Source organism: Cellulomonas sp. URHE0023, assembly GCF_000688475.1.
GTDB lineage: Bacteria > Actinomycetota > Actinomycetes > Actinomycetales > Cellulomonadaceae > Cellulomonas.
Map to the genome: position 1 here is coordinate 226,095 of NZ_JIAN01000008.1, position 21,237 is coordinate 247,331.

The 21,237-nt window shown below is 70.0% G+C and carries 17 protein-coding genes; 14 read left to right on the plus strand and 3 right to left on the minus strand.

All coding sequences use genetic code 11. The features are described 5' to 3' along the window. Positions 1-206 precede the first annotated feature (206 nt). Complete coding sequence (locus tag N553_RS23165) at positions 207-587, plus strand: CGNR zinc finger domain-containing protein (protein ID WP_051640259.1); 381 nt, start codon at positions 207-209, stop codon at positions 585-587. A gap of 16 nt (positions 588-603) precedes the next feature. Here the strand turns inward: N553_RS23165 and N553_RS0116210 are convergent, their stop codons facing one another. After that, entirely contained in the window at positions 604-1,077 is a 474-nt protein-coding gene (locus N553_RS0116210; RefSeq protein WP_028047402.1) for a nitroreductase family deazaflavin-dependent oxidoreductase, read from the minus strand. A gap of 399 nt (positions 1,078-1,476) precedes the next feature. Here N553_RS0116210 and N553_RS0116215 point away from each other — a divergent pair, with 399 nt between their 5' ends. The 3 genes from N553_RS0116215 to N553_RS0116230 all read left to right on the plus strand — a co-directional run bounded on the left by N553_RS0116215 (position 1,477) and on the right by N553_RS0116230 (position 6,213). Further along, entirely contained in the window at positions 1,477-3,342 is a 1,866-nt protein-coding gene (locus tag N553_RS0116215) for an ABC transporter family substrate-binding protein (RefSeq protein WP_028047403.1), read from the plus strand. A gap of 229 nt (positions 3,343-3,571) precedes the next feature. After that, positions 3,572-5,098, plus strand: coding sequence for an ABC transporter permease (locus tag N553_RS0116225; RefSeq protein WP_028047404.1), 1,527 nt, complete (start codon positions 3,572-3,574; stop codon positions 5,096-5,098). Further along, positions 5,095-6,213 (plus strand): ABC transporter permease, encoded by a 1,119-nt coding sequence (locus N553_RS0116230; RefSeq protein ID WP_028047405.1) that lies wholly within the window; start codon positions 5,095-5,097, stop codon positions 6,211-6,213. The genes N553_RS0116225 and N553_RS0116230 overlap by 4 nt, the downstream gene beginning before the upstream one ends. An 8-nt stretch (positions 6,214-6,221) precedes the next feature. Here the strand turns inward: N553_RS0116230 and N553_RS24435 are convergent, their stop codons facing one another. Next, complete coding sequence (locus N553_RS24435) at positions 6,222-6,803, minus strand: PH domain-containing protein (protein ID WP_028047406.1); 582 nt, start codon at positions 6,801-6,803, stop codon at positions 6,222-6,224. Between the two features lie 87 nt (positions 6,804-6,890). Between N553_RS24435 and N553_RS23175 the strand changes: the two genes are divergently transcribed. The 7 genes from N553_RS23175 to N553_RS0116270 all read left to right on the plus strand — a co-directional run bounded on the left by N553_RS23175 (position 6,891) and on the right by N553_RS0116270 (position 17,881). Then, positions 6,891-8,768 (plus strand): ABC transporter ATP-binding protein, encoded by a 1,878-nt coding sequence (locus N553_RS23175; RefSeq protein ID WP_156043878.1) that lies wholly within the window; start codon positions 6,891-6,893, stop codon positions 8,766-8,768. 148 nt (positions 8,769-8,916) lie between these two features. Beyond that, on the plus strand, positions 8,917-10,716 hold the full coding sequence (locus N553_RS23180) for an ABC transporter substrate-binding protein (protein WP_197030105.1): 1,800 nt from the start codon (positions 8,917-8,919) through the stop codon (positions 10,714-10,716). A gap of 102 nt (positions 10,717-10,818) precedes the next feature. Continuing rightward, entirely contained in the window at positions 10,819-12,759 is a 1,941-nt protein-coding gene (gene typA, locus N553_RS0116250) for a translational GTPase TypA (RefSeq protein WP_028047407.1), read from the plus strand. A 10-nt stretch (positions 12,760-12,769) separates the two neighbouring features. Beyond that, entirely contained in the window at positions 12,770-13,678 is a 909-nt protein-coding gene (locus N553_RS23185; protein WP_034622912.1) for a PIG-L family deacetylase, read from the plus strand. Positions 13,679-13,682: 4 nt separating this feature from the next. Beyond that, on the plus strand, positions 13,683-14,099 hold the full coding sequence (locus tag N553_RS23190; RefSeq protein ID WP_051640262.1) for a hypothetical protein: 417 nt from the start codon (positions 13,683-13,685) through the stop codon (positions 14,097-14,099). After that, positions 14,096-14,590 (plus strand): flavin reductase family protein, encoded by a 495-nt coding sequence (locus N553_RS0116265; RefSeq protein WP_028047408.1) that lies wholly within the window; start codon positions 14,096-14,098, stop codon positions 14,588-14,590. The genes N553_RS23190 and N553_RS0116265 overlap by 4 nt, the downstream gene beginning before the upstream one ends. 144 nt (positions 14,591-14,734) lie before the next feature. Then, on the plus strand, positions 14,735-17,881 hold the full coding sequence (locus N553_RS0116270; protein WP_051640263.1) for a VanW family protein: 3,147 nt from the start codon (positions 14,735-14,737) through the stop codon (positions 17,879-17,881). Here the strand turns inward: N553_RS0116270 and N553_RS23195 are convergent. Further along, complete coding sequence (locus N553_RS23195) at positions 17,878-18,138, minus strand: hypothetical protein (protein ID WP_034622914.1); 261 nt, start codon at positions 18,136-18,138, stop codon at positions 17,878-17,880. The genes N553_RS0116270 and N553_RS23195 overlap by 4 nt on opposite strands. 83 nt (positions 18,139-18,221) lie before the next feature. On the opposite strand from N553_RS23195, the gene fdxA reads away from it, so the two are divergent. The 3 genes from fdxA (at position 18,222) to N553_RS0116290 (ending at position 21,226) form a co-directional block, all read left to right on the plus strand. Continuing rightward, entirely contained in the window at positions 18,222-18,548 is a 327-nt protein-coding gene (fdxA, locus tag N553_RS0116280) for a ferredoxin (RefSeq protein ID WP_028047410.1), read from the plus strand. A 10-nt stretch (positions 18,549-18,558) separates the two neighbouring features. Further along, the gene (gene dapC / locus N553_RS0116285) at positions 18,559-19,704 is read left to right on the plus strand and encodes a succinyldiaminopimelate transaminase (RefSeq protein WP_028047411.1); all 1,146 of its coding nucleotides are present in this window, start codon (positions 18,559-18,561) and stop codon (positions 19,702-19,704) included. Positions 19,705-19,903: 199 nt separating this feature from the next. Beyond that, positions 19,904-21,226 carry a citrate synthase gene (locus N553_RS0116290; protein ID WP_081844722.1) on the plus strand — a complete coding sequence of 441 codons (1,323 nt, stop codon included), beginning with the start codon at positions 19,904-19,906 and terminating at the stop codon, positions 21,224-21,226. Positions 21,227-21,237: the final 11 nt, after the last annotated feature.

The window sequence follows — 21,237 nt, forward strand, 5'->3', positions numbered from 1 at the left end:
ACTGAACGCGGTACGCTGGTGACGACTATCGTGCGGTCAGCACCCGACGTCAAGGGTGCTTCCACGAGACGAGGGGTGAACCCGTTCCTACCGATCCGCTGCTGGAGTGGGTCACGCTCGGCTCCGAGCCGGGCGTCGCACCCGACGGGCTCGAGCGCGTCCGCGCCCTCCTGAACACCGACGACAGGTTCCACCGCGTCGAACGGATGGCTGGCGGACCGGCACCGCTGCTCGCCGTGCGGGACGCGCTGCGGGCCTACCTCCTCGACGGCGACTCGTCATCCCTGAGGAGGATCGCTGCTGCGAACCCGCTCGTCCTGATGTTCGACGACGGCATCTCGAGGCTCGAGCCCGCGGGCGGCGACGCGACCGTGGCCGCGCTGCTCGCCGACGTCCACCGCGCGCAGGCGTCGGGGGAGTGGGCGCGCCTCAAGGCGTGCGCCAACCCGGACTGCCAGTGGGTCTACTACGACAGCTCGCGCAACAGGTCAGGCCGGTGGTGCTCGATGAACGAGTGCGGCGAGGTCATGAAGGCCCGCGCCTACCGGGAGCGCGCCCGCACGGGCCGAGGTCCCTCGGCGTCGTAACGGAAGCGCCTGCCGGTCAGGGAGCGAGCGGGGCGAGGCGGAAGACGCGGAGCTCGCGGTCGACGGCTCGCTCGGCGTAGGACTCGTACGCGGGCCAGACCTCCAGGAGCGCGGGGAGCAGCCGGGCTCGTTCGTCGTCCGACGCGAGCGTCGCGGTGACCGGGGTGGTCACGCCGGCGATGGTGACGAGGGCGGACGGGTTCGCGAGGAGGTTGCCCGACCAGGCCGGATGGTGTCCTTGGCCCCAGTTCGAGCCGATCAGCACCCAGCCGCCCCCGTCGACCGCGTACAGGAGCAGAGCCTCGCGAGGCTCGCCACTCTTGCGACCCGTCGTCGTCAGGATGAGGTGGGGGAGCGTCGGTCTGCCGAGGATGCTCAAGCGCCCGCGGGTCAGCTTCTGCAGTCGCCGGTCGAGTCCCGAGGTGGCCTTGCCGGCTCGCGCGAACCAGAGGCCATGACCCAGCCGTCGGGTGAGGGAGTGCGCGCTCATCGCACGATTGTCCCTGCTCAGCGGGCTGCTCCGGACCTGCGGGAGTACGGTGCGAGAGGAAGTCCCGGCCGTGCCGGGGCTTCACGGCGTTACCCCCTGTTTGACCGCCGCCATAGCAGATTCGAGATGCGGCGTCCCGGATTTAGCCTCGGCGACACTCGTCCGGGCTAGGTTCGGACAGGTAACAGCGGTGTTTCCGCGGTGTATCGATCTCACATCGTGGACGTACCGGTCAGTATCAATCACGTAACGATCATCAGCGGCACCGTCGCCTGCCCGATTTGTCCCTTCGCGCGACACTAACGTGTCGGCAACCCCGGAGGGCTCTGTACTCCTGTGCGTCGCAATCGTTCGGCGCCCGCGTGACTCGGCAGACCCACCACCGTTTCAGGAGGAACATTGAAGATCACACGGAAGGCCGCGACCGCTGCGGTCGCCTCGCTGAGCCTTCTCGCGCTTGCTGCGTGCAGCAGCGGCGACAGCGACACGTCCGATGACGACGCGGGTATCAACCAGAGCACCGCGGTCAACGTCGCGTGGGAGTCCGGGCTCACGTCCGTCAACACCGACGAGTTCAACGTGGGTAACGCGACGCAGAACGCGATCGTCACGTACCTGACGAACGCGCAGTTCAACTACTACGACCCGGACCTGAAGCTCCTCAAGGACGAGAGCTTCGGCAAGTACGAGAAGGTCTCCGAGGACCCGCTGACGATCAAGTACACGATCTCGGACGACGCGACCTGGTCCGACGGCACGCCCGTCACCGCGACCGACAGCCTCCTCGAGTGGGCAGCCACCTCCGGCAACCTCAACACGATCGAGGGCACGTTCGACCCGGAGTCCGGGGAGGACCAGACCGACTACACGGCTGGCGTGTTCTTCAACGGTGTGACCCCCGGGGCCCCGTTCGTGACGAAGACCCCTGAGGTCTCCGACGACAACAAGTCGATCACCTACGTCTACGACAAGCCGTTCGGTGACTGGGAGCTCGAGTTCCAGGGCCCGACCGTCCCTGCGCACGTCGTGGCCATGCACGCTCTCGGTATCGACGACCCGACCGAGGCGAGCGACGCCCTGGTCAAGGCGATCCAGGACAACGACGTCGAGAAGCTCAAGCCGATCGCCGAGTTCTGGAACCACGGGTTCAACTTCACCAAGCTCCCGGACGACGCGTCCCTGCTCGTCTCGGACGGCCCGTTCATCATCAGCGAGTACGTCGAGGGCCAGTACCTGACTGTCGTGCGCAACGACAAGTACAAGGGCGACCGCACCACCGGTCCCGACACCTTCACCTTCCGCTACATCGACGACCCGATGGGCCAGGTGCAGGCGCTGCAGAACGGTGAGGTCGACATCATCGGCCCGCAGGCCACGGCCGACGTCCTGTCGGCGCTCCAGGCGCTGGACACCGTGACGGTCGAGAACGCCGACGAGGGCACCTACGAGCACATCGACCTGCAGTTCACCAACGGTGGGCCGTTCGACCCGAACACCTACGGTGGCGACGCCGCCAAGGCGCTGGCCGTCCGCCAGGCGTTCCTGACGGCGCTGCCGCGGCAGGCGATCATCGACAACCTCATCAAGCCGCTCAACCCCAAGGCTGAGGTGCGCAACTCGTTCACCGTCATCCCGGGTGCGCCGAACTACGACGAGGTCGTCGCGAACAACGGCTCGGACGCCTACCCGCTGGCCGGGGACCCCGACAAGGCCAAGTCCATCCTGGCCGCCGCCGGCGTCACCGGTCCGATCAACGTGCGGCTCGTCTTCAACGGCGACAACACGCGACGTGTCAACGAGTTCGCGCTGATCACGGATGCCGAGGCAGCGATCGGCATCACGATGGTGGACGCCTCGGCGCCCGCCACGGACTGGGTCAACAAGATCAACACGGCGCCGAACGACTGGGACGCGTCGATGTTCGGCTGGCAGTCCACCTCTACCGCGGTGACCGCCTCTGACCCCACCTTCCGTACCGGTGGGAGCCAGAACAAGCAGGGGTACAGCAACGCCACGGTCGACAGCCTGTACGACGAGCTGTCGGTCGCGATCGACCCCGACGAGCAGACGCGGATCATCACGGACATCGAGAAGCAGCTGTGGGCCGACGCGTTCGGTACCACCATCTTCCAGTTCCCTGGAATCCACGCCTGGAGCAAGAAGCTCAGCGGTCCTGAGCCGGTCTCCATCAGCCCGACGATCATGTACGGGTTCTGGGACTGGAAGATCGAAGGGTCCGGCGCGACGGACGAGGCGACAAGCTGATCCGCAGCACCGCCTGACGGACACAACGGCTGGGGGCGGCGGGACCTACGGGTTCCGCCGCCCTCACCGTGCGTCGAGGTAGGACTACCGTCCTGCGTACGCTCTGCCCGCCCGGGCGCCGATGCCCTGGCGGTTCTGCTCCGCCGCGTGCACCACGCTCGAGCACCCTTGCGCCGTAGACTCGAGCATTCGGGTCTGCAACGCCCTCAACTGCGAGGTAACGCATTTCATGATCTCGTTCCTGTGGCGACGTCTGCTCGCCGGACTAGCGACGCTCCTGGTCTCGACCTTCGTGATGTACATCCTCGCGTCGGCGTCCATGGACCCGTTCGGAGACCTCGGCCAGTCGACGGCTGCCAACAAAGAGGCGCTCATCGCCCAGCGGATCCAGCTGCTCGACCTGGACACCCCGGTCGTCATCCGCTACTTCAAGTGGCTCGGGAACTTCGTGCAAGGCGACCTGGGCACCGCCTGGGTCAGCGACCAGCCGGTCTCCAGCGTGCTGCACGGCGCGATCCTGTCCACGATCCAGCTCGTCACCGCGGCGACGGTCATCGCGATCATCTTCGGTGTCGCCGTCGGCATCGTCAGCGCGTTGCGCCAGTACAGCTCGTTCGACTACCTCATGATCTTCGTGTCGTTCCTCCTCTACTCGCTGCCGGCCTTCTGGGTCGCGGTGCTGCTCAAGCAGTGGGGCGCGATCGGCTTCAACGACTTCCTCGCGGACCCCGTGATCTCGTGGGTCGCCATCACGGTCGTCTCGATCCTCGCGGGCCTCCTGTGGAGCCTGGCGATAGGTGGCGAGCGACGGCAGCGTGCTCTCACGTTCGTTGTCGCGTTCGCCGCTACGTTCAGCACCTTCGCCTTCCTGCAGCTCACCGACTGGTGGACGCACCCGAGCATCAACCCGCCTCTGCTCGCCCTGCTGGGTACCGCGACCGCGTTCGCCGTCACGACGCTGTCGACCGGCCTGAAGAACCGTCGTGCCCTCGCGGCGTCGCTGACCACCGTGGTGATCGGCCTCGTCCTGTACCTGCCGCTGCAGGTCTTCTTCAAGTCCGTCGCCGAGTCGTGGTTGATGATGTTCGTGCTCGCGCTCATCACGGTCGCCGTCGGCGTCGGCGTCGGCTACGCCTGGGGCGGCCCCGACCGAGGAGTGTCGGCGCGGACGGCGGCGATCACGGCGGTCCTGGTCGCCGCGATGCTGTTCATCAACCAGGTGATGCGGGTCTGGCCCGCGTACTACAACGCACCGGCGATCAACGGCCGTCCCGTCCCGACCATCGGCGACCGCACCCCGAACCTCGGCGGGAACTTCTGGGTCACGACGCTCGACCAGTTCATGCACCTGCTGCTGCCGACGCTCGCCCTCGTGCTCATCGGCTTCGCCGCGTACACCCGCTACTCGCGCTCGAGCATGCTCGAGGTGATGAGCCAGGACTACATCCGCACGGCGCGCTCGAAGGGGCTGCCCGAGCGCACGGTGATCATGCGCCACGGCTTCCGCAACTCGCTGATCCCGCTGGCCACCGTGGTCCCGATCGACATCATCACCCTGCTGGGTGGCGCGATCATCACCGAGCGCGTCTTCGCTCGCCCGGGCATGGGCACGTTGTTCCTCTTCTCGCTGACGCACGCGGAGATCGAGCCGGTGATGGCGTACCTCGTCATCGTCGCCGCGCTCGCGATCATCGCCAACATCGTCGCCGACCTCGTCTACGCGGGCCTCGACCCGAGGATCCGGGTGAACGCATGAGCACCACCGACCAGCAGTCGCCCGAGGGGTCGGCAACCGACTCGGGACAGTCCGAGAACGCGATCGAGCTCCGCGAGGTCGCCGGCCTGTCGCAGGGCCAGATCGTTCGCCGCCGCTTCGTCCGCCACCGCGGTGCGATGGTCGCCATCGTGGTGCTCTCGTTCGTCGTGGTCCTTGCCTTCTCGTCGGTCGGGATCGCCGGCTGGACGGGGTGGTGGAGGTTCACGCCCAACGAGCTCAACCCGATCGTCAACGGCGGCGAGCCCACGCTCATGTTCCCCGCCTGGCTCGGTGGCGACGCGGGCATCTGGTTCCACTGGGGTCTGCACCCGTTCGGCCAGGACGAGATCGGTCGTGACGTGTTCGCGCGCGTCATGCGGGGCACTCAGACGTCGCTGATCATCACCGCGACCGTCGGGCTGGTCGCCACGGGCGTCGGGATCCTGGTCGGCGCCCTCGCGGGCTTCAACCGCGGCCGGACCGACGACATCCTGATGCGGATCACGGACCTCGTCATCACCATGCCGGTCATCGTCATCGGCGCGGTGCTCGGTCAGCTGGCCGGCGGCAACAACCCGCTGATCTTCGGCACCTTCCTCGGCCTGATCACCTGGACGACGCTCGCCCGGCTCGTCCGTGGTGACTTCCTCACCCTGCGCGAGCGCGAGTTCGTCGACGCCGCGCGCGTGGCGGGCGCGAGCAACAGCCGCATCATGTTCAAGCACATGCTGCCCAACGCGATCGGCGTGATCATCGTCAACACGACGCTGCTCATGAGCTCCGCGATCCTGCTGGAGACGGCGCTGTCCTACCTCGGGGTCGGGATCAAGGCGCCGGCCACCTCGCTGGGCCTGCTGATCAGCCAGTACCAGGAGGCGTTCTCGACGCGGCCGTGGCTGTTCTGGTGGCCTGGCCTGATGATCGTGATCATCGCGTTGTCCATCAACTTCATCGGAGACGGTCTGCGCGACGCGTTCGACCCTCGCCAGAAGCGCATCCCGTCCGAGCGCAAGATGGCCAAGGCCATGCTCGTCGACGGATCGGCGGCCCGGGCGAGCACGACCACCGTCCAGCCGCCGATGCAGGGCGGCAACGCAGGGCTGGGGCCGTCGTGACCCTTCCGTCAGATCAGGGCGAAGGACGCGGCCGCGAGGACGACGACACCCGTGATCGTGAGCCAGTGCCAGCGTCGTTGCGGACCGATGCCGGCCGCGACGGCACGCTGCGCGTCCTTCAGGTAGCCGGCGTCCTTGAGGGCCGCCTGTCGCTCGACGATGGCGTCCGCCACGCGGTCGGCGTTGGCGTTGTGCCGTCCCGGGCCCAGGGGGCCTGTCACTGCGCGGCGACGTCGCAGACGCTGCGCGGTGCCGCTGGACCGGGGTGCGGCCCACGCGGTCACGTCCGAGCCCGTGGTGTGCACGACGAGCGAGTACTTCACGGTGACTCCGCGGTAGGCGGGCCACGGGATCCGCACGGTCGCGGTCACGTTCCGCACCACGACCTCGCCGTCGGACACCTCGACCGCCGGGTTCCAGAAGAGAGCCCACACGAGCAGCACGATCAGCGCCAGCAGCGGCACGAGCTGCAGCGCCTCGGCCACGCCGTCGATGACCAGGACGCTGACCAGCGCGATCACCGCGGCCGCCGCCGCCGCGCCGGTCAGCCAGCGCCCGTACGTCGACGTGAACTCCTGCGTGCCACCCATCAGCCCATGCTCCCAGACCGGTGTTCCTCGACGGTGACCCCGTCCACCGGACACCTCGTCCTCGGCCAGTAAGGAAACCCCGTGGCAATCGACACCTCCGACGCGGTCCCGTCGACCGCCCCTGCACGGACGCCCGTGCTGTCCGTGCGCGACCTCGGCGTGGACTTCTACGTCGACGGGCAGTGGTACCCCGCCGCCACCGGCGTGAGCTACGACGTCTTCCCCGGTGAGGTGCTCGCCATCGTCGGCGAGTCAGGCTCGGGCAAGACGCAGTCCTCGATGTCGCTGCTCGGGCTGCTGCCGCAGAACGGCCGCGCCAAGGGGAGCGCCAAGCTGGGCGACCGCGAGCTGCTCGGCATGTCCGCGCAGAAGCTGCGCCAGGTCCGCGGCAAGGAGATCGCGGTCATCTTCCAGGAGCCGATGACGGCCCTGAACCCGGTGTACACGGTCGGCTTCCAGATCATCGAGACGCTGCGCACCCACTTCGACATCGGTCCCAAGGAGGCGCGGGACCGGGCGCTCGAGCTCCTGCGCCTCGTCGAGATCCCGGACCCCGACCGGCGCATCGACGCCTACCCGCACCAGCTGTCGGGCGGTCAGCGGCAGCGCGCCATGATCGCGCAGGCGCTCGCCTGCGACCCCAAGCTGCTGATCGCCGACGAGCCGACGACGGCACTCGACGTGACCGTGCAGGCGGAGATCCTCAAGCTGATGCGGGACCTGCGCACGCGCATCGACTCCGGCATCGTGCTGATCACCCACGACATGGGTGTGGTCGCGGACCTGGCCGACAAGATCATCGTGATGAAGGACGGCCGCGTCGTCGAGGAAGGGTCCTCGCTCAGCATCTTCACGGAGCCGACGCACCCGTACACGATCAAGCTTCTCGACGCGGTTCCGCACCTGGGCCGCAGCGCCGACGCGCTCGCGGTCGAGACGGCGCAGGCCGAGACGAGCGGCACGACGGCGGTGGACCGCTCGACGCCGCAGGCGACCGACGGACCGGTCCGCGAGACCGTCCTCGAGGCCAAGGACATGGTCATCGAGTACCCGGGCCGCCGTCGCCAGCCGGCCTTCCGGGCAGTCGACGGGGTGAGCCTCTCGCTCAAGCAGGGCGAGGTCGTCGGGCTCGTCGGTGAGTCCGGATCGGGCAAGACGACGATCGGACGCGCCGTGGTGGGCCTGCTGCCGGTGACCTCGGGTGAGCTGAGGATCGTCGGCCAGAACATGGTCGGAGCCTCCGCCAACGACCTGAAGCCGCTGCGCAGCAAGGTCGGGATCGTGTTCCAGGACCCGGGCAGCTCGCTCAACCCCCGGCTGCCCATCGGCGAGTCGATCGGCGAGCCGCTCTTTCTGCACCGTGGCGTCAAGGGTGCCGAGATGTCCCGTGCCGTCGAGCGCCTGCTCGACCAGGTCCAGCTGCCGCGCGCGATGCGCAACCGCTACCCGCACGAGCTCTCGGGCGGTCAGCGTCAGCGTGTGGGCATCGCACGCTCGCTCGCGCTCGAGCCGCAGCTGCTGGTGGCCGACGAGCCGACGTCGGCGCTGGACGTCTCGGTGCAGGCCACGGTGCTCGAGCTCTTCCAGGACCTGCAGCGCGAGCACGGCTTCGCCTGCCTGTTCATCAGCCACGACCTGGCCGTCGTCGAGATGCTCTCGGACCGCATCGCGGTCATGCACAACGGCAGGCTCGTCGAGATCGGCGACACCGCTCAGGTGGTCAACCACCCGAAGGACTCCTACACGCAGCGACTTCTTGCGGCGGTCCCGGTTCCCGACCCGGTGGCCCAGCAGGAGCGGCGCCTGACCCGGGACGCGCTTCTGGAGGCACAGCGGGACGAGCTCGAGCGTGCCGAGATCGCGCGAGCCGACGAGCTCACGGTGGCCTCCGAGACCGCCGACCTGGACGCGCACGGCATCACCGACCAGGGCGCCGGCGGCCACACGACCGGTCGGGGTTTCTGAGCGTCACGGGGCGACCGGACCTCGGCGCGTCATGCAGGCTCGTCCGAGTTCACACCGATTCGTGCGGCATGGTTGAGATTCGGCGGATCGGTACCGATACCTCCGTATCGGGCAGTCGGTGCCCGTCCGAGGTCGCTGGAGGCAAACGGTGCGCAGTGGGTCACGTCTGACGGTCGTGGCGGTCGCCGCCCTGGTGGCGGCGGTTCCGACGCTCACAGGCTGCACGGATCCTGCACCGCAGCCGGACCGCCCCGGGACCGTCGTCGTCGCGGTTCCGGCCCCGTTCACCTCGCTGAACGGGGGAACGGTCCAGGGACGAGACCCGGGCAGCGCTCTGGTCCTCGGGCTCGCGCAGTCCGGTTTCGTCAGCCTCGACGAGAACGGCGCCGCGGTGCTCGACCCGTCGTTCGGCACGGTCGAGAAGGTCGCGGACGCCCCGTTGACGGTGAAGTACACGATCGCGCCGGAGGCCACCTGGTCCGACGGCGTACCGGTCACCGCGGACGACCTCGTCCTGGAGTGGGCCGCGCGCAGCGGGCAGCTCGACGACGTCATCCCCGAGCTCGACGCCCTCGGTGCCGTGACCAACGACGACGCGCTCGCAGCCGGAGTGGCCTTCGCGGCCGCCTCACCGGCACTGGTCTACGCGGAGCAGCCACCGGTCGTGGACGGCGCGACGGTCACCGTCACGTACACCGCTCCGGTGGCCGACTGGCAGGTCGCGCTCGACGTCGGCGTTCCGGCGCACGTGGTCGGCCAGACCGCGCTGGGCGTGGAGGACCCGGCCGCCGCGGCGACCGCGGTGACGACCGCGATCACCGGCGAGGACAAGGTGGCGCTCGGCTCCATCTCGTCGACGTGGCGCACGCAGTTCGACGCGGACGCGCTGTCCCAGCACCTCGACCTCGCCGTGAGCGACGGTCCGTACGCGGTCGACCGGATCGTGCCCGGCAAGCGGGTGGAGCTGGTGCGCAACGAGAAGTACACGGGCGACCGCCCCGCGGCGTACGACCGCATCGTGCTCCGCAGCGACGTCGACCCGCTCGACGAGGTGAGCGCCCTGTCCACCGGCAGGATCGACGTGATCGCCCCTGTCGACACGGCCGACGTGCTGGACGCGCTCGCCGACGTCGAGGGTGCGACGGTCCGGACGGGTGGCGACAGCACGCTCCAGCTCCAGCTGCAGGTGGCCGGTGGTGGCGCGTTCGACGACGCGACCTACGGAGGCGACGCGGCGACCGCCACGGCGATCCGCACCGCGTTCCTGCTCACGGTCCCGCGCGACGCGATCGTCGACGGCCTCGTGAAGCCGCTGTGGTCCGACGCCACGGTGTCGGGTGCGGTCCTTCCCCAGGTGGGCCCCGACGCCGGGAGCTCGTCACCGCAGGACGGTTCGGCCGACATCTCCCAGGCGAAGTCGGTCCTGGAGTCGGCGAACGTCACCGATCAGGTCGTGGTCCGGGTCCTGACGAACACCGCAGACCCGCTGCGCACGGCGATGCTCGAGAAGATCACGGACTCGGCGGCCGAGGCAGGCTTCGAGGTGCGGCCGTACACGCCCGTGCAGGCCTGGGCGGCCGACCTGCGCGGTGCTCCCGAGTCGTGGGACGTCGCGCTCGTCCCGGTCCCTCAGGCGGACCTGCCGGTCAGCTCGGTGGTGACGCGCTGGCAGACCGATGGTGTCGCCAACCTGACGGGCTGGTCGGACCAGGTCACCGACCAGGCCGCGTCGGCCCTGACCACGACGCTCGACCCGTCGGCCGTCCCGGCGGCGCTCGATCCGGTCGCGGGCGGACTGGCCGCCGGGGGAGCGGTCGCGTCGATCGTCCAGCAGCCCGTCGTCGTCGCGCAGCGTCCGCTGCCCGACGGTTCGGAGCTGCCTGAGATCGAGCCGCTCGCGCTCGGTCGTGCGGACCTGACCTCGTGGTGGGACTGGGCCCGGAAGTAGTGGGCCTGGTCACCTCCGGGTCATTCTGGTGCCTGGGCGGGTAGAATTGACCGGCGCAGCCGACGACCGGCGCGCTCCCCACCTTCTGAGATGAGTTCCCCCATGTCTGAGCCCACGTCTGCGCCTACTGGCACGAGCGTGCGCGGAGACCTGCGCAATGTCGCCATCGTCGCGCACGTCGACCACGGCAAGACCACGCTGGTCGACGCCATGCTGTGGCAGTCCGGCTCGTTCGGGTCCCACGCACACGTGGACGAGCGAGCGATGGACTCCGGCGACCTGGAGCGCGAGAAGGGCATCACGATCCTCGCCAAGAACACCGCGATCCGGTACACGGGTCCCGCGGCGGCGGAGGTCGGTCAGCCCGACGGCATCACCATCAACGTGATCGACACCCCCGGCCACGCCGACTTCGGCGGCGAGGTCGAGCGCGGCCTGTCCATGGTCGACGGCGTCGTCCTGCTGGTGGACGCCTCTGAGGGCCCGCTGCCCCAGACGCGGTTCGTGCTGCGCAAGGCGCTCGTCGCCAAGCTGCCCGTGATCCTCGTCGTGAACAAGACGGACCGTCCCGACGCCCGGATCACCGACGTCGTGCACGAGGCGACGGACCTGCTTCTCGGTCTGGCGTCGGACCTGCACGAGGACGTCCCGGACCTGGACCTCGACGCGATCCTCGACGTGCCCGTGGTGTTCGCCGCCGCCAAGGCCGGCCGTGCGTCGATGAACCAGCCCGCCGACGGCGGCCTGCCGGACGCGGAGAACCTCGAGCCGCTGTTCAAGACGATCCTCGAGCGGATCCCCGCGCCCACCTACACCGAGGGCGCACCCCTGCAGGCGCACGTCACCAACCTCGACGCGTCGCCGTTCCTCGGCCGCCTCGCGCTGCTCCGCGTCTTCAACGGCACGATCCGCAAGGGCCAGACCGTCGCGTGGGCGAAGGCTGACGGCACGCTCGCGAACGTGAAGATCACCGAGCTGCTCGAGACCAAGGCGCTCGAGCGGGTCAGCACCGAGTCCGCGGGCCCCGGTGACATCGTCGCCGTCGCCGGCATCGAGAACATCACGATCGGCGAGACGCTCACGGACCCGGACGACCCGCGCCCGCTGCCGATGATCACGGTCGACGACCCGGCCATCTCCATGACCATCGGGATCAACACGTCCCCGCTGGCCGGCCGCGGCGGCAAGGGCCACAAGGTCACCGCCCGCCAGGTCAAGGACCGCCTCGACAAGGAGCTCGTCGGCAACGTCTCGCTCCGCGTCCTGCCCACCGAGCGTCCCGACGCCTGGGAGGTCCAGGGCCGTGGTGAGCTCGCGCTGGCCATCCTGGTCGAGCAGATGCGCCGCGAGGGCTTCGAGCTGACCGTCGGCAAGCCGCAGGTCGTCACCAAGAAGGTCGACGGCAAGACGCACGAACCCGTCGAGCGCATGACCATCGACGTCCCCGAGGAGTACCTCGGCGCCGTCACGCAGCTGCTCGCGCAGCGCAAGGGCCGCATGGAGACCATGTCGAACCACGGCACCGGTTGGGTCCGCATGGAGTTCCTCGTCCCCGCGCGCGGCCTCATCGGGTTCCGCACGCGGTTCCTCACGGACACCCGCGGCACGGGGATCGCGTCCTCGATCTCCGAGGGCTACGAGCCCTGGGCCGGCAACATCGAGACGCGCATCAACGGCTCGCTCGTCGCCGACCGCTCCGGTCCGGTCACGCCGTTCGCCATGATCAACCTCCAGGAGCGCGGCTCCTTCTTCGTCCAGCCGACGCAGGAGGTCTACGAGGGCCAGATCGTCGGTGAGAACTCGCGCAACGAGGACATGGACGTGAACATCACCAAGGAGAAGAAGCTCACGAACATGCGGTCCGCGACGGCCGACAACTTCGAGAACCTCATCCCGCCGCGCAACCTCACGCTCGAGGAGTCGCTCGAGTTCGCGCGCGAGGACGAGTGCGTCGAGGTGACGCCCGAGATCGTGCGCATCCGCAAGGTCGTCCTCGACCAGACCGAGCGCGCCCGCATCACGGCCCGCTCCAAGCGCGCCTGACCCGACCGGCATGACGGGTCTCGTCGCGGTGCACGCGCACCCCGACGACGAGTCGTTGAGCACCGGCGCGCTGCTCGCCACCTGGGCGCGCGCCGGTCTCCCGACCACCGTGGTCACCTGCACGCGCGGTGAGCGCGGGGAGGTCATCGGGACGGAGCTCGGGCACCTCGAGGGCGACGGTCCCGCACTTGCCGCGCACCGCGTCGGTGAGCTCGCCGGCGCGCTGGACGCCCTGGGCGTGCACGACCACGTCTTCCTGGACACGGTGCCGGGCGCTGCCAGCGGCCGGTTCGAGGACTCGGGCATGGCCTGGGTGAGCGCCGGACAGGCGGGGACCGCCGACGAGGTCCCGCCGCAGGCCTTCGTCGCGGCGGACCTCGAGGACGCGGCCCAGCGGCTCGCGCACCTCCTGCGGGACAGGCGCGCGGCTGTCGTCGTGACCTACGAGCCCGGCGGAGGGTACGGGCATCCCGACCACGTCCGTGCCCACGACGTGACGCGCCGAGCCGTCGAGCTCGTCGAGCCGCGTCCGCTCCTGGTGGTCGTCGTCCAGGGCGAGCGCGCGCTGCGCGCCGGGTACGAGGCACTGGGGCGTCCGTCGGTGCGTGCCCTCCTGGGCCTGCTCGCCGACGGTCTGCGGCTTCCGGACGCCGACGGTCCGCTACCGTCCGTCGCCCGGCCTGACGACGAGATCGACCTGCACGTCGACGTCCTGCCGGTGCGCGACCAGATCGTCGCCGCGCTTCGTGCGCACGGGACGCAGGTCCAGGCCGTGCGCACGATCGACGATGACCGTGCGGTGGCCGGCTGCTACGCCCTGAGCAACCAGCTGCTCGCACCCCTGCTCCCGGTGGAGGCGTACCGGCTGGTCGGCCGGGCCGACGTCGCGTGGCCGCCCGGCGTGCGCCAGATAGCCTGACGGCGTGCGCTTCTCGTGGGTCCCGGTGGCCAAGACCGTCCTGACCGTGGCGGCCGGCATCGTCGTCGGCGTGATGGGGACGACCATGCACCGCAGCGTGCAGCCGTGGGGTCTCGTCCTGAGCCTGCTCCTGGTGCTTGCTGCAGGAGCCACGGCACGGGCATTCGGTGGGCTGGGCACCTGGATCGGCTTCCTCGTCGGGCTCGGCCTGACCGTGCTCGTGCTCTCGCAGGAAGGACCTGGCGGCGACATCCTCATCCCGTCCGAACAGAAGCTCGGTCTCGTGTGGATCTTCGGTTCGCTCGGCGTCGCGGTGGCGGCGATGCTGCTGCCGAGGTCGTGGTTCTCCGACACACCCCGACCCGCACGAACCCCGCAGCTCCCTGACGTCCCGGTCGGGGAGCCGGACGCCCACCGGTGAGTCCTGAGCCGTCGTCCGACGACTTCCGCTCCGCCATCGGTCGTCTTCCTGCAGGCGTCGCGGTGATCACCCTGCGATGGCGGGACACCGTGCATGCGATGACCGCCAGCGCTGTCGCATCCGTGTCCCTCGAGCCGCCGATGCTCCTGTTCTGCGTGCACCAGGACGCCCGTTTCCGTGACGCCCTGGACGACGTGGACACGTGGGCGGTGAGCGTCCTAGCCGACGACCAGGCGCACACCGCCGACTGGCTGGCGTCACCGGGCCGGCCGGCTTTCGACCAGCTCGCGCGGGTTCCGCACCGTGAGGCTCCGCTGTCCGGAGGTGTCTGGGTGGACGGCGCCGCGGCGTGGTTCGACTGTCGCACGTCGGCGATCCACCGGGCCGGTGACCACGACGTCGTCGTGGGCCACGTCCTTTCGGCCGCTCAGGGCGGTGCGGGCGCCGGCGGACTCGTGCACCTGCGCGGGCGTGTGCGTCCCGTCCGCTGACCACTCCGGCGTCACCCCAGGCCCGACCTCGACCGCTTTGCGGTGTTTCCGGTCTCCGGCTCGCCGCCGATCATCTGGAACGCGGGCATCGACCCGTAGACTCGCGCGGGCGCGTTGTGTGCGGGATGAGCAGGGGAGCGGGACTTGAGCGACGGCACGGGGCAGGACAGGTCCGGACAGGCCGGCGGCGGCGCGACGCCCGGCGCAGGTGCGCCTGCCGACACGGTGTGGCCGGTCTGGGGTGGGACCTCGGACGTCCCCGCGCAGAACCCGGCGCCGACGCTCGACGGGCCCGAACCGGATGCCGACGACCAGGTGACCGACGTCGAGCCTGAGCCGACCGACGACTCCGCCGTTCCACCGGAGACGCCCTCCGAGCCGGTTGACGAGAGCGGCGAGCCTGAGCCGGCCGACGACTCCGCCGTCGCACCTGAGACGCCCTCCGAGCCGGTTGACGAGAGCGGCGAGCCTGAGCCGGAGTCCGGATCTGACCCTGTCGACGACGGCTCTGACGACGCCGAGCCGGCGGCTGATGCCGAGTCGAGCCCCGAGCCCGCGCCGGCACCCGCCTCCGACGGCGATCTCGCAGGCCCACCTGAGACGGTCTCCGACGAGGTTCACGAGCCCGCCGCAGCCGTCGACGGTCCTACTCACGCGGACCAGCCCGCAGAGCCCGAGACCGAAGCGCCAGTCGCAGAGCCGCAGAGCCCCGCGACCGTCGAGTCCGTGGAGTCCGCCGGGCCGGTCGCCGAGTCCGACGCGGTCGGGGCCGCCGACGGGACAGACTCTGAGCAGGTCGCTGGCGATCAGGTCGCGGACGACCGGGCCGCTGGCGTCGAGTCGGCCGCGCTTGACGGGGACGTCGCGGAAGCCCCGGAGGCCGCGGACGCCCCGGAGGCCGCAGAGGCTGCCGGCGAGGTCCCGGTCGCCGAGGTGCCCGGCGAGCCCGAGGCCGACGAGATCGACTCCGAGCGTGAGCCTGACGTCCAGCAGACCGCCGGGCGTGCGGCTGCTGCGACTGCCCACGACCCGGCCCCCGACGCCGTCGCCGCGTCCGAGACCTCGCACGCGGGTGGCCAGCCGGCGCAGGCGGACGCGACCGAGGTCCCGCCCAACCCGTTCGCCGCGCTCGCGAGCGTCGCGCTCGCCTCGGCCATCAGGCCGAGCGCGCCGTCGGTCCTCGCGCAGCCGGGGTCGGCCCCGGAGCCGCCGGTCGTCGCGACGCCCGCTCCGACCGAGGTCGTGTCGCCAGTGACATCCGAGGCGACCGAGGCCGTGGCACCGGTGACGAAGGTGACGCCCGAGGCGACCGAGGTCGTGCCGCCGGTCGTGGACCCGACCCTCGAGGCTGTCGTGGTTCACCCGCCGGTCGCGGGACAGGTGCCCGAGGCGACCGAGGTCCTGCCTCCTGCCGCAGACCCTGCGCCCCAGGCGACCGAGGTCCTGACGCCCGTGTCCGAACCCGCCGCCGCTGCTGCGAGTGGGTTCGCGCCCGTCACCGCAGCCTCCGCCGCGGCGTCGAGCACGATCACCGCCGGCCCCGTCCCGTCGAGCGAACGCGCGCCGTCACCGTTCGACGCGTTCGAGACGGAGCACCGTCGTCGCCGCTGGCCGCGCCGGCTGCTGATCGTCGGCGCTGTTGTGCTCCTGCTGTGCGCGGCGTACGTCGTCGCCTCGTTCGCCCTGGCGGACAAGGTCCCCGGCGGTGCGAGCGTCGCCGGGGTCGACATCGGCGGCCTGACGTCGCAGGAGGCGGTGGCGCGCCTCGAGGCCGAGCTCGCGGACGCCACGACCAAGCCGATCCCCGTCGTGGCCGAGGACTCCCAGTCCGAGCTGGACCCGGCCGTGGCCGGCCTGACCTTCGACGCGCAGGCGACGGTCGACGAGCTGACGGGTGTGGACCTCGCGGACCCGAAGCGTGTCTGGGACCACATCGTCGGCATCGACGAGCAGGACCCCGTGACCTCCGTCGACTCGGAGAAGCTCGCCGCGTCGATCGACGGGCTGGGCTCCGCTCTGCAGCTCGACCCGGTCGACGGCACGATCGTCTACGTCGACGGGACGGCCCAGTCGACGGCCGCGGTGGATGGCTGGGTGGTCGACCCGGAGGGTGCGGCACAGGTGATCGCGCGCGACTGGCTCGCCGCACCCCGGCCGCTGCAGCTGCCGACGGCCTCCGTGCCACCGGCCATCACGCAGGAGACCACCGACGCTGCACTCACCGAGGCGAGCACCGTGACGTCCTCGCCGGTCTCCGTCATGGTCGACGGGCAGGTCGCCCTGCTGGACGCGAAGACTCTTGCGGAGAACGCGTCCTACGTCCCGACGGATGGCAACCTGGTCCTGCAGATGAACGGTGACGGGCTCACGTCCGCGGTGCTCGCTCAGCTGCCCACGTTGCTCACGGCGTCCGCAGACGCCCACTTCGAGTTCGTGAACGACGCACCGGTGATCGTCCCGGGCACGCCGGGGACGACGCTCGACCCGGCCGCGGTGGCTGCGGCCGTCTCGGCTGCTGCCGTCTCGACCAACCGCTCGGCAACGGTCGACCTGTCGCAGTCGGACCCGTCGCAGTCGACGGCGGCGCTCGAGGCGCTGGGCGTCAAGGATATCGTCTCGGAGTTCTCCACGCCGCTGAACAGCGAACCGCGTCGGACGATCAACATCACCAACGGCGCGAGCAAGATCAGCGGCACCCTGATCAAGCCGGACGGGACGTTCAGCCTGACCGAGGCTCTCGGTCCGATCGACGCCGCGCACGGCTACGTGGAGGCAGGCGCGATCGTCAGTGGCGAGCACACCGACGCGTGGGGCGGCGGACTGAGCCAGGTGTCGACCACCAGCTACAACGCCGGCTTCCTGGCGGGGTACGAGGACATCGAGCACAAGCCGCACAGCGAGTGGTTCTCCCGTTACCCCGAGGGCCGTGAGTCGACCATCTTCACGGGCACGCTGGACATGCGGTGGAAGAACAACACGCCGTACGGCGCGCTCGTCCAGGCGTGGGTCGCGGACAACCGCGTCTACGTGCGGGTGTGGAGCACCAAGTACTGGAGCGTGGAGTCCATCACGAGCCCCCGTTCCGGCGTGGTCCAACCCACGACGGTGTACTCCCAGTCGCCCACGTGCGAGGCGTCCTCTGCGGGCAACCCGGGGTTCACGGTGACGGTGACGCGCAAGACGTCGCTGAACGGTGAGCTGAAGAAGACCGAGTCCAACACCTGGCGCTACAAGCCGCAGAACAAGATCATCTGTGGCGCGCCCCCGACCGCGACCCCGCCGGCCCCCTAGCCAGTCGGCCTAGGGCTGTGCCGCGGCGCGGGGGGCGGCGGCACCAGCTTGGTCAGGACGATGTCGGCGGCGGGCACCAGGACGTCGCCGCGGCGCGTGCGGACCAGCACGCCGCCGTCGTCGACCGCGAGCACGTCGCCGAGGACGTCGGTGTGTCGCGGCTCCCCGACGGCGGGTGCGTCCGGCAGGTCGTCGCGTCGCCTCCGCACGACGACGCGCACCCCGGGCGACCAGCTCCGCCATGTCGCGTCGCTCACGTCGCGCTCCGTGGACAGGCGATCGCGGTGGCATGCATGTGAGCGATACTAGGAGCGACCCCCGGCACTGTGGAGGACCGACCGTGACGTATGTGATCGCCGAACCTTGCGTTGATGTCAAGGACAAGGCGTGCATCGAAGAATGTCCCGTGGACTGCATCTACGAGGGCAAGCGGTCGCTGTACATCCACCCGGACGAGTGCGTGGACTGCGGTGCGTGCGAGCCGGTCTGCCCCGTCGAGGCCATCTACTACGAGGACGACGTCCCGGAGCAGTGGACCGAGTACTACAAGGCGAACGTCGAGTTCTTCGACGACCTCGGTTCGCCCGGTGGCGCCGCCAAGATGGGTGAGATCGACAAGGACCACCCGATCATCGCGGTCCTGCCGTTGCGCGTGCACGGCGAGTGACGCCTGCTCGATGGGCCTGCTGACCGGCGCGCTGCCGGACTTCCCGTGGGACACGCTCACGCCGTTCAAGGAGCGAGCACGCGCGTATCCCGGCGGGATCGTCGACCTCTCGGTGGGTACGCCCGTCGACCCGACGCCCTCGCTGGTCCGGGACGCGCTCGCCGCGGCGGGCGACTCTCCGGGCTACCCGACGACGCACGGAACCGCCGAGCTTCGGCAGGCGGTCGTCGACTGGTTCGCACGTCGTCGCGGCGTGCCTGGGCTCGACCCGGCGGGCGTGCTGCCGACGGTCGGGTCCAAGGAGCTCGTCGCCTTCCTGCCGTCTCTTCTGGGCCTCGGCGTCGGAGACGTGGTGCTGCACCCGGTGGCCGCGTACCCGACGTACGACGTCGGAGCACGGCTGGCCGGTGCCGCTCCTGAGCCGACGCTCGACCCGGCGCAGCGCCTGTCCACCGGCCCGGGCGACGTCCGGCTGGTGTGGCTGAACTCGCCGGGGAACCCCACGGGTGAGGTGCTCGGTGCGGACGAGCTGGCGCGGGTCGTCGATGCCGCCCGGGCGGCCGCAGCGCGGGACGGGCGTCCGGTCGTGATCGCGTCCGACGAGTGTTACGCCGAGCTGGCCTGGGACGAGCCGTGGGCGTCGCATGGCGTGCCCAGCCTGCTCGACCGGCGGGTCACGGGCGGCGACCTGACCGGGCTGCTGGCGGTGTACTCCCTGTCCAAGCAGTCCAACCTCGCCGGCTACCGCGCGGCCTTCGTCGCGGGGGACCCGGCTCTCGTCGGTCAGCTGCTCGAGGTCCGCAAGCACGCCGGGATGATCGTCCCCGGACCGGTGCAGGCCGCAACCGCGGCGGCGCTGGCGGACGACCACCACGTGGCCGAGCAGCGCGAGCGCTACCGCCGTCGACGGAACGTCCTGCGGACGGCCTTCGAGCAGGCCGGGTACGTCGTCGACGGATCCCACGCGGGGCTGTACCTGTGGGTGCGCCCTGAGCAGGGCGACCAGGACAGCTGGGAGACGGTCGGCGACCTTGCGTCACTGGGCGTCCTCGTGGCGCCGGGGGCGTTCTACGGCGCACCACGACACGTCCGGGCTGCGCTGACCGCGACGGACGAGCGCGTCGCCGAGGCCGCCGCCCGGCTCTCGGGCGCCTGACGCGGCTCGGCCAGAAGGTCCTGTGATCGTCGTCACAGGCCCAAAGCAGCGTCGATGATTGGTCACGGTACGTCTTGCGCAGGTACCGTCGATCAAGGCCAACGGGGGCCTGAGCGAGCACGCCGAACGGCGGCCACTAGCCGGCGCTATGGAGATGCGGGTCAACCCCGCCACAGAGCCGTCGCAGGAGAGGAACACCATGTCGGACGTCGCCACTGCGTCGATTCACCAGCCCGTTCAGCAGCCCGTCCAGCTGATCGTCGACGGGAAGTCCAAGGACCTCCCGATCGTGACCGCGACCGAGGGCAACGACGGGATCGTCGTCTCGTCGCTCCTGCGGGACACCGGGAAGGTCACCGTCGACCCGGGGTTCATGAACACCGCGTCCTGCGAGTCGAAGGTCACGTACATCGACGGCGACGAGGGGATCCTGCGCTACCGCGGGTACCCCATCGAGCAGCTGGCCGAGAAGTCGACGTTCCTCGAGGTCGCGTACCTGCTCATCCACGGTGAGCTCCCGACCGCCGCCGAGCTGGACGCGTTCGTCGAGCGCGTGAACCGGCACACCCTCGTGCACGAGGACTTCCGCACCTTCATGGGCACCTTCCCGCGCAAGGCGCACCCGATGGCGGTCATGTCGTCGGCCATGAACGCGCTCGCCACGTTCTACCCGGAGTCCCTGGACCCGTTCGACCCGGAGACGGTCGAGCTGGCCACGGTGCTCATCCTTGCCAAGACGCGCACGATCACGTCCTACGTGCACCGCGCCAGCAAGGGCGAGCCGCTTCTGTACCCCGACTATTCGCGCGGGTACGTCGAGGACTTCCTGCGCATGACGTTCGCTGTCCCGTACCAGCAGTACGAGGCCGACCCGACGATCGTGCAGGCCCTGGACCAGCTCCTCATCCTGCACGCCGACCACGAGCAGAACTGCTCGACGTCGACGGTCCGGATCGTCGGATCGAGCCACGCGAACCTGTACGCGTCCGTGGCCGCCGGTATCAACGCCCTGTCCGGCCCGCTGCACGGTGGCGCCAACGAGGCGGTGCTCAAGATGCTCACCGAGATCCAGGCCAACGGCGGTGACGCGTCCCAGTTCATGAAGCGCGTGAAGGACAAGGAGCCCGGCGTGCGCCTCATGGGCTTCGGGCACCGCGTCTACAAGAACTACGACCCGCGCGCCGCGATCGTCAAGAAGAGTGCCGACTCGGTCCTGTCCGCGCTCGGGCACAACGACGAGCTGCTCGACCTCGCCATGGGTCTTGAGGAGATCGCGCTGAACGACGAGTACTTCATCTCGCGCAAGCTGTACCCCAACGTCGACTTCTACACCGGCCTCATCTACAAGGCGATGGGCTTCTCCGAGGAGATGTTCACGCCGCTCTTCGCGCTCGGCCGCATGCCCGGCTGGATCGCGCAGTGGCGCGAGATGATGACGGACCCGCAGACCAAGATCGGGCGTCCGCGCCAGATCTACACGGGGGCCACGGAGCGCGACTACCAGGGACTCGACGCACGGTAGCACCGCGCGTT

Bases quoted from the DNA above. Each gene is read 5' to 3' on its own strand.
- N553_RS23185 (WP_034622912.1), top strand. From the start codon at position 12,770: ATGACGGGTCTCGTCGCGGTGCACGCGCACCCCGACGACGAGTCGTTG.
- N553_RS0116230 (WP_028047405.1), top strand. From the start codon at position 5,095: ATGAGCACCACCGACCAGCAGTCGCCCGAGGGGTCGGCAACCGACTCG.
- dapC (WP_028047411.1), top strand. From the start codon at position 18,559: ATGGGCCTGCTGACCGGCGCGCTGCCGGACTTCCCGTGGGACACGCTC.
- N553_RS0116290 (WP_081844722.1), top strand. From the start codon at position 19,904: ATGTCGGACGTCGCCACTGCGTCGATTCACCAGCCCGTTCAGCAGCCC.
- N553_RS0116225 (WP_028047404.1), top strand. From the start codon at position 3,572: ATGATCTCGTTCCTGTGGCGACGTCTGCTCGCCGGACTAGCGACGCTC.
- N553_RS23165 (WP_051640259.1), top strand. From the start codon at position 207: ATGGCTGGCGGACCGGCACCGCTGCTCGCCGTGCGGGACGCGCTGCGG.
- typA (WP_028047407.1), top strand. From the start codon at position 10,819: ATGTCTGAGCCCACGTCTGCGCCTACTGGCACGAGCGTGCGCGGAGAC.
- N553_RS24435 (WP_028047406.1), bottom strand. From the start codon at position 6,803: ATGGGTGGCACGCAGGAGTTCACGTCGACGTACGGGCGCTGGCTGACC.
- N553_RS0116210 (WP_028047402.1), bottom strand. From the start codon at position 1,077: ATGAGCGCGCACTCCCTCACCCGACGGCTGGGTCATGGCCTCTGGTTC.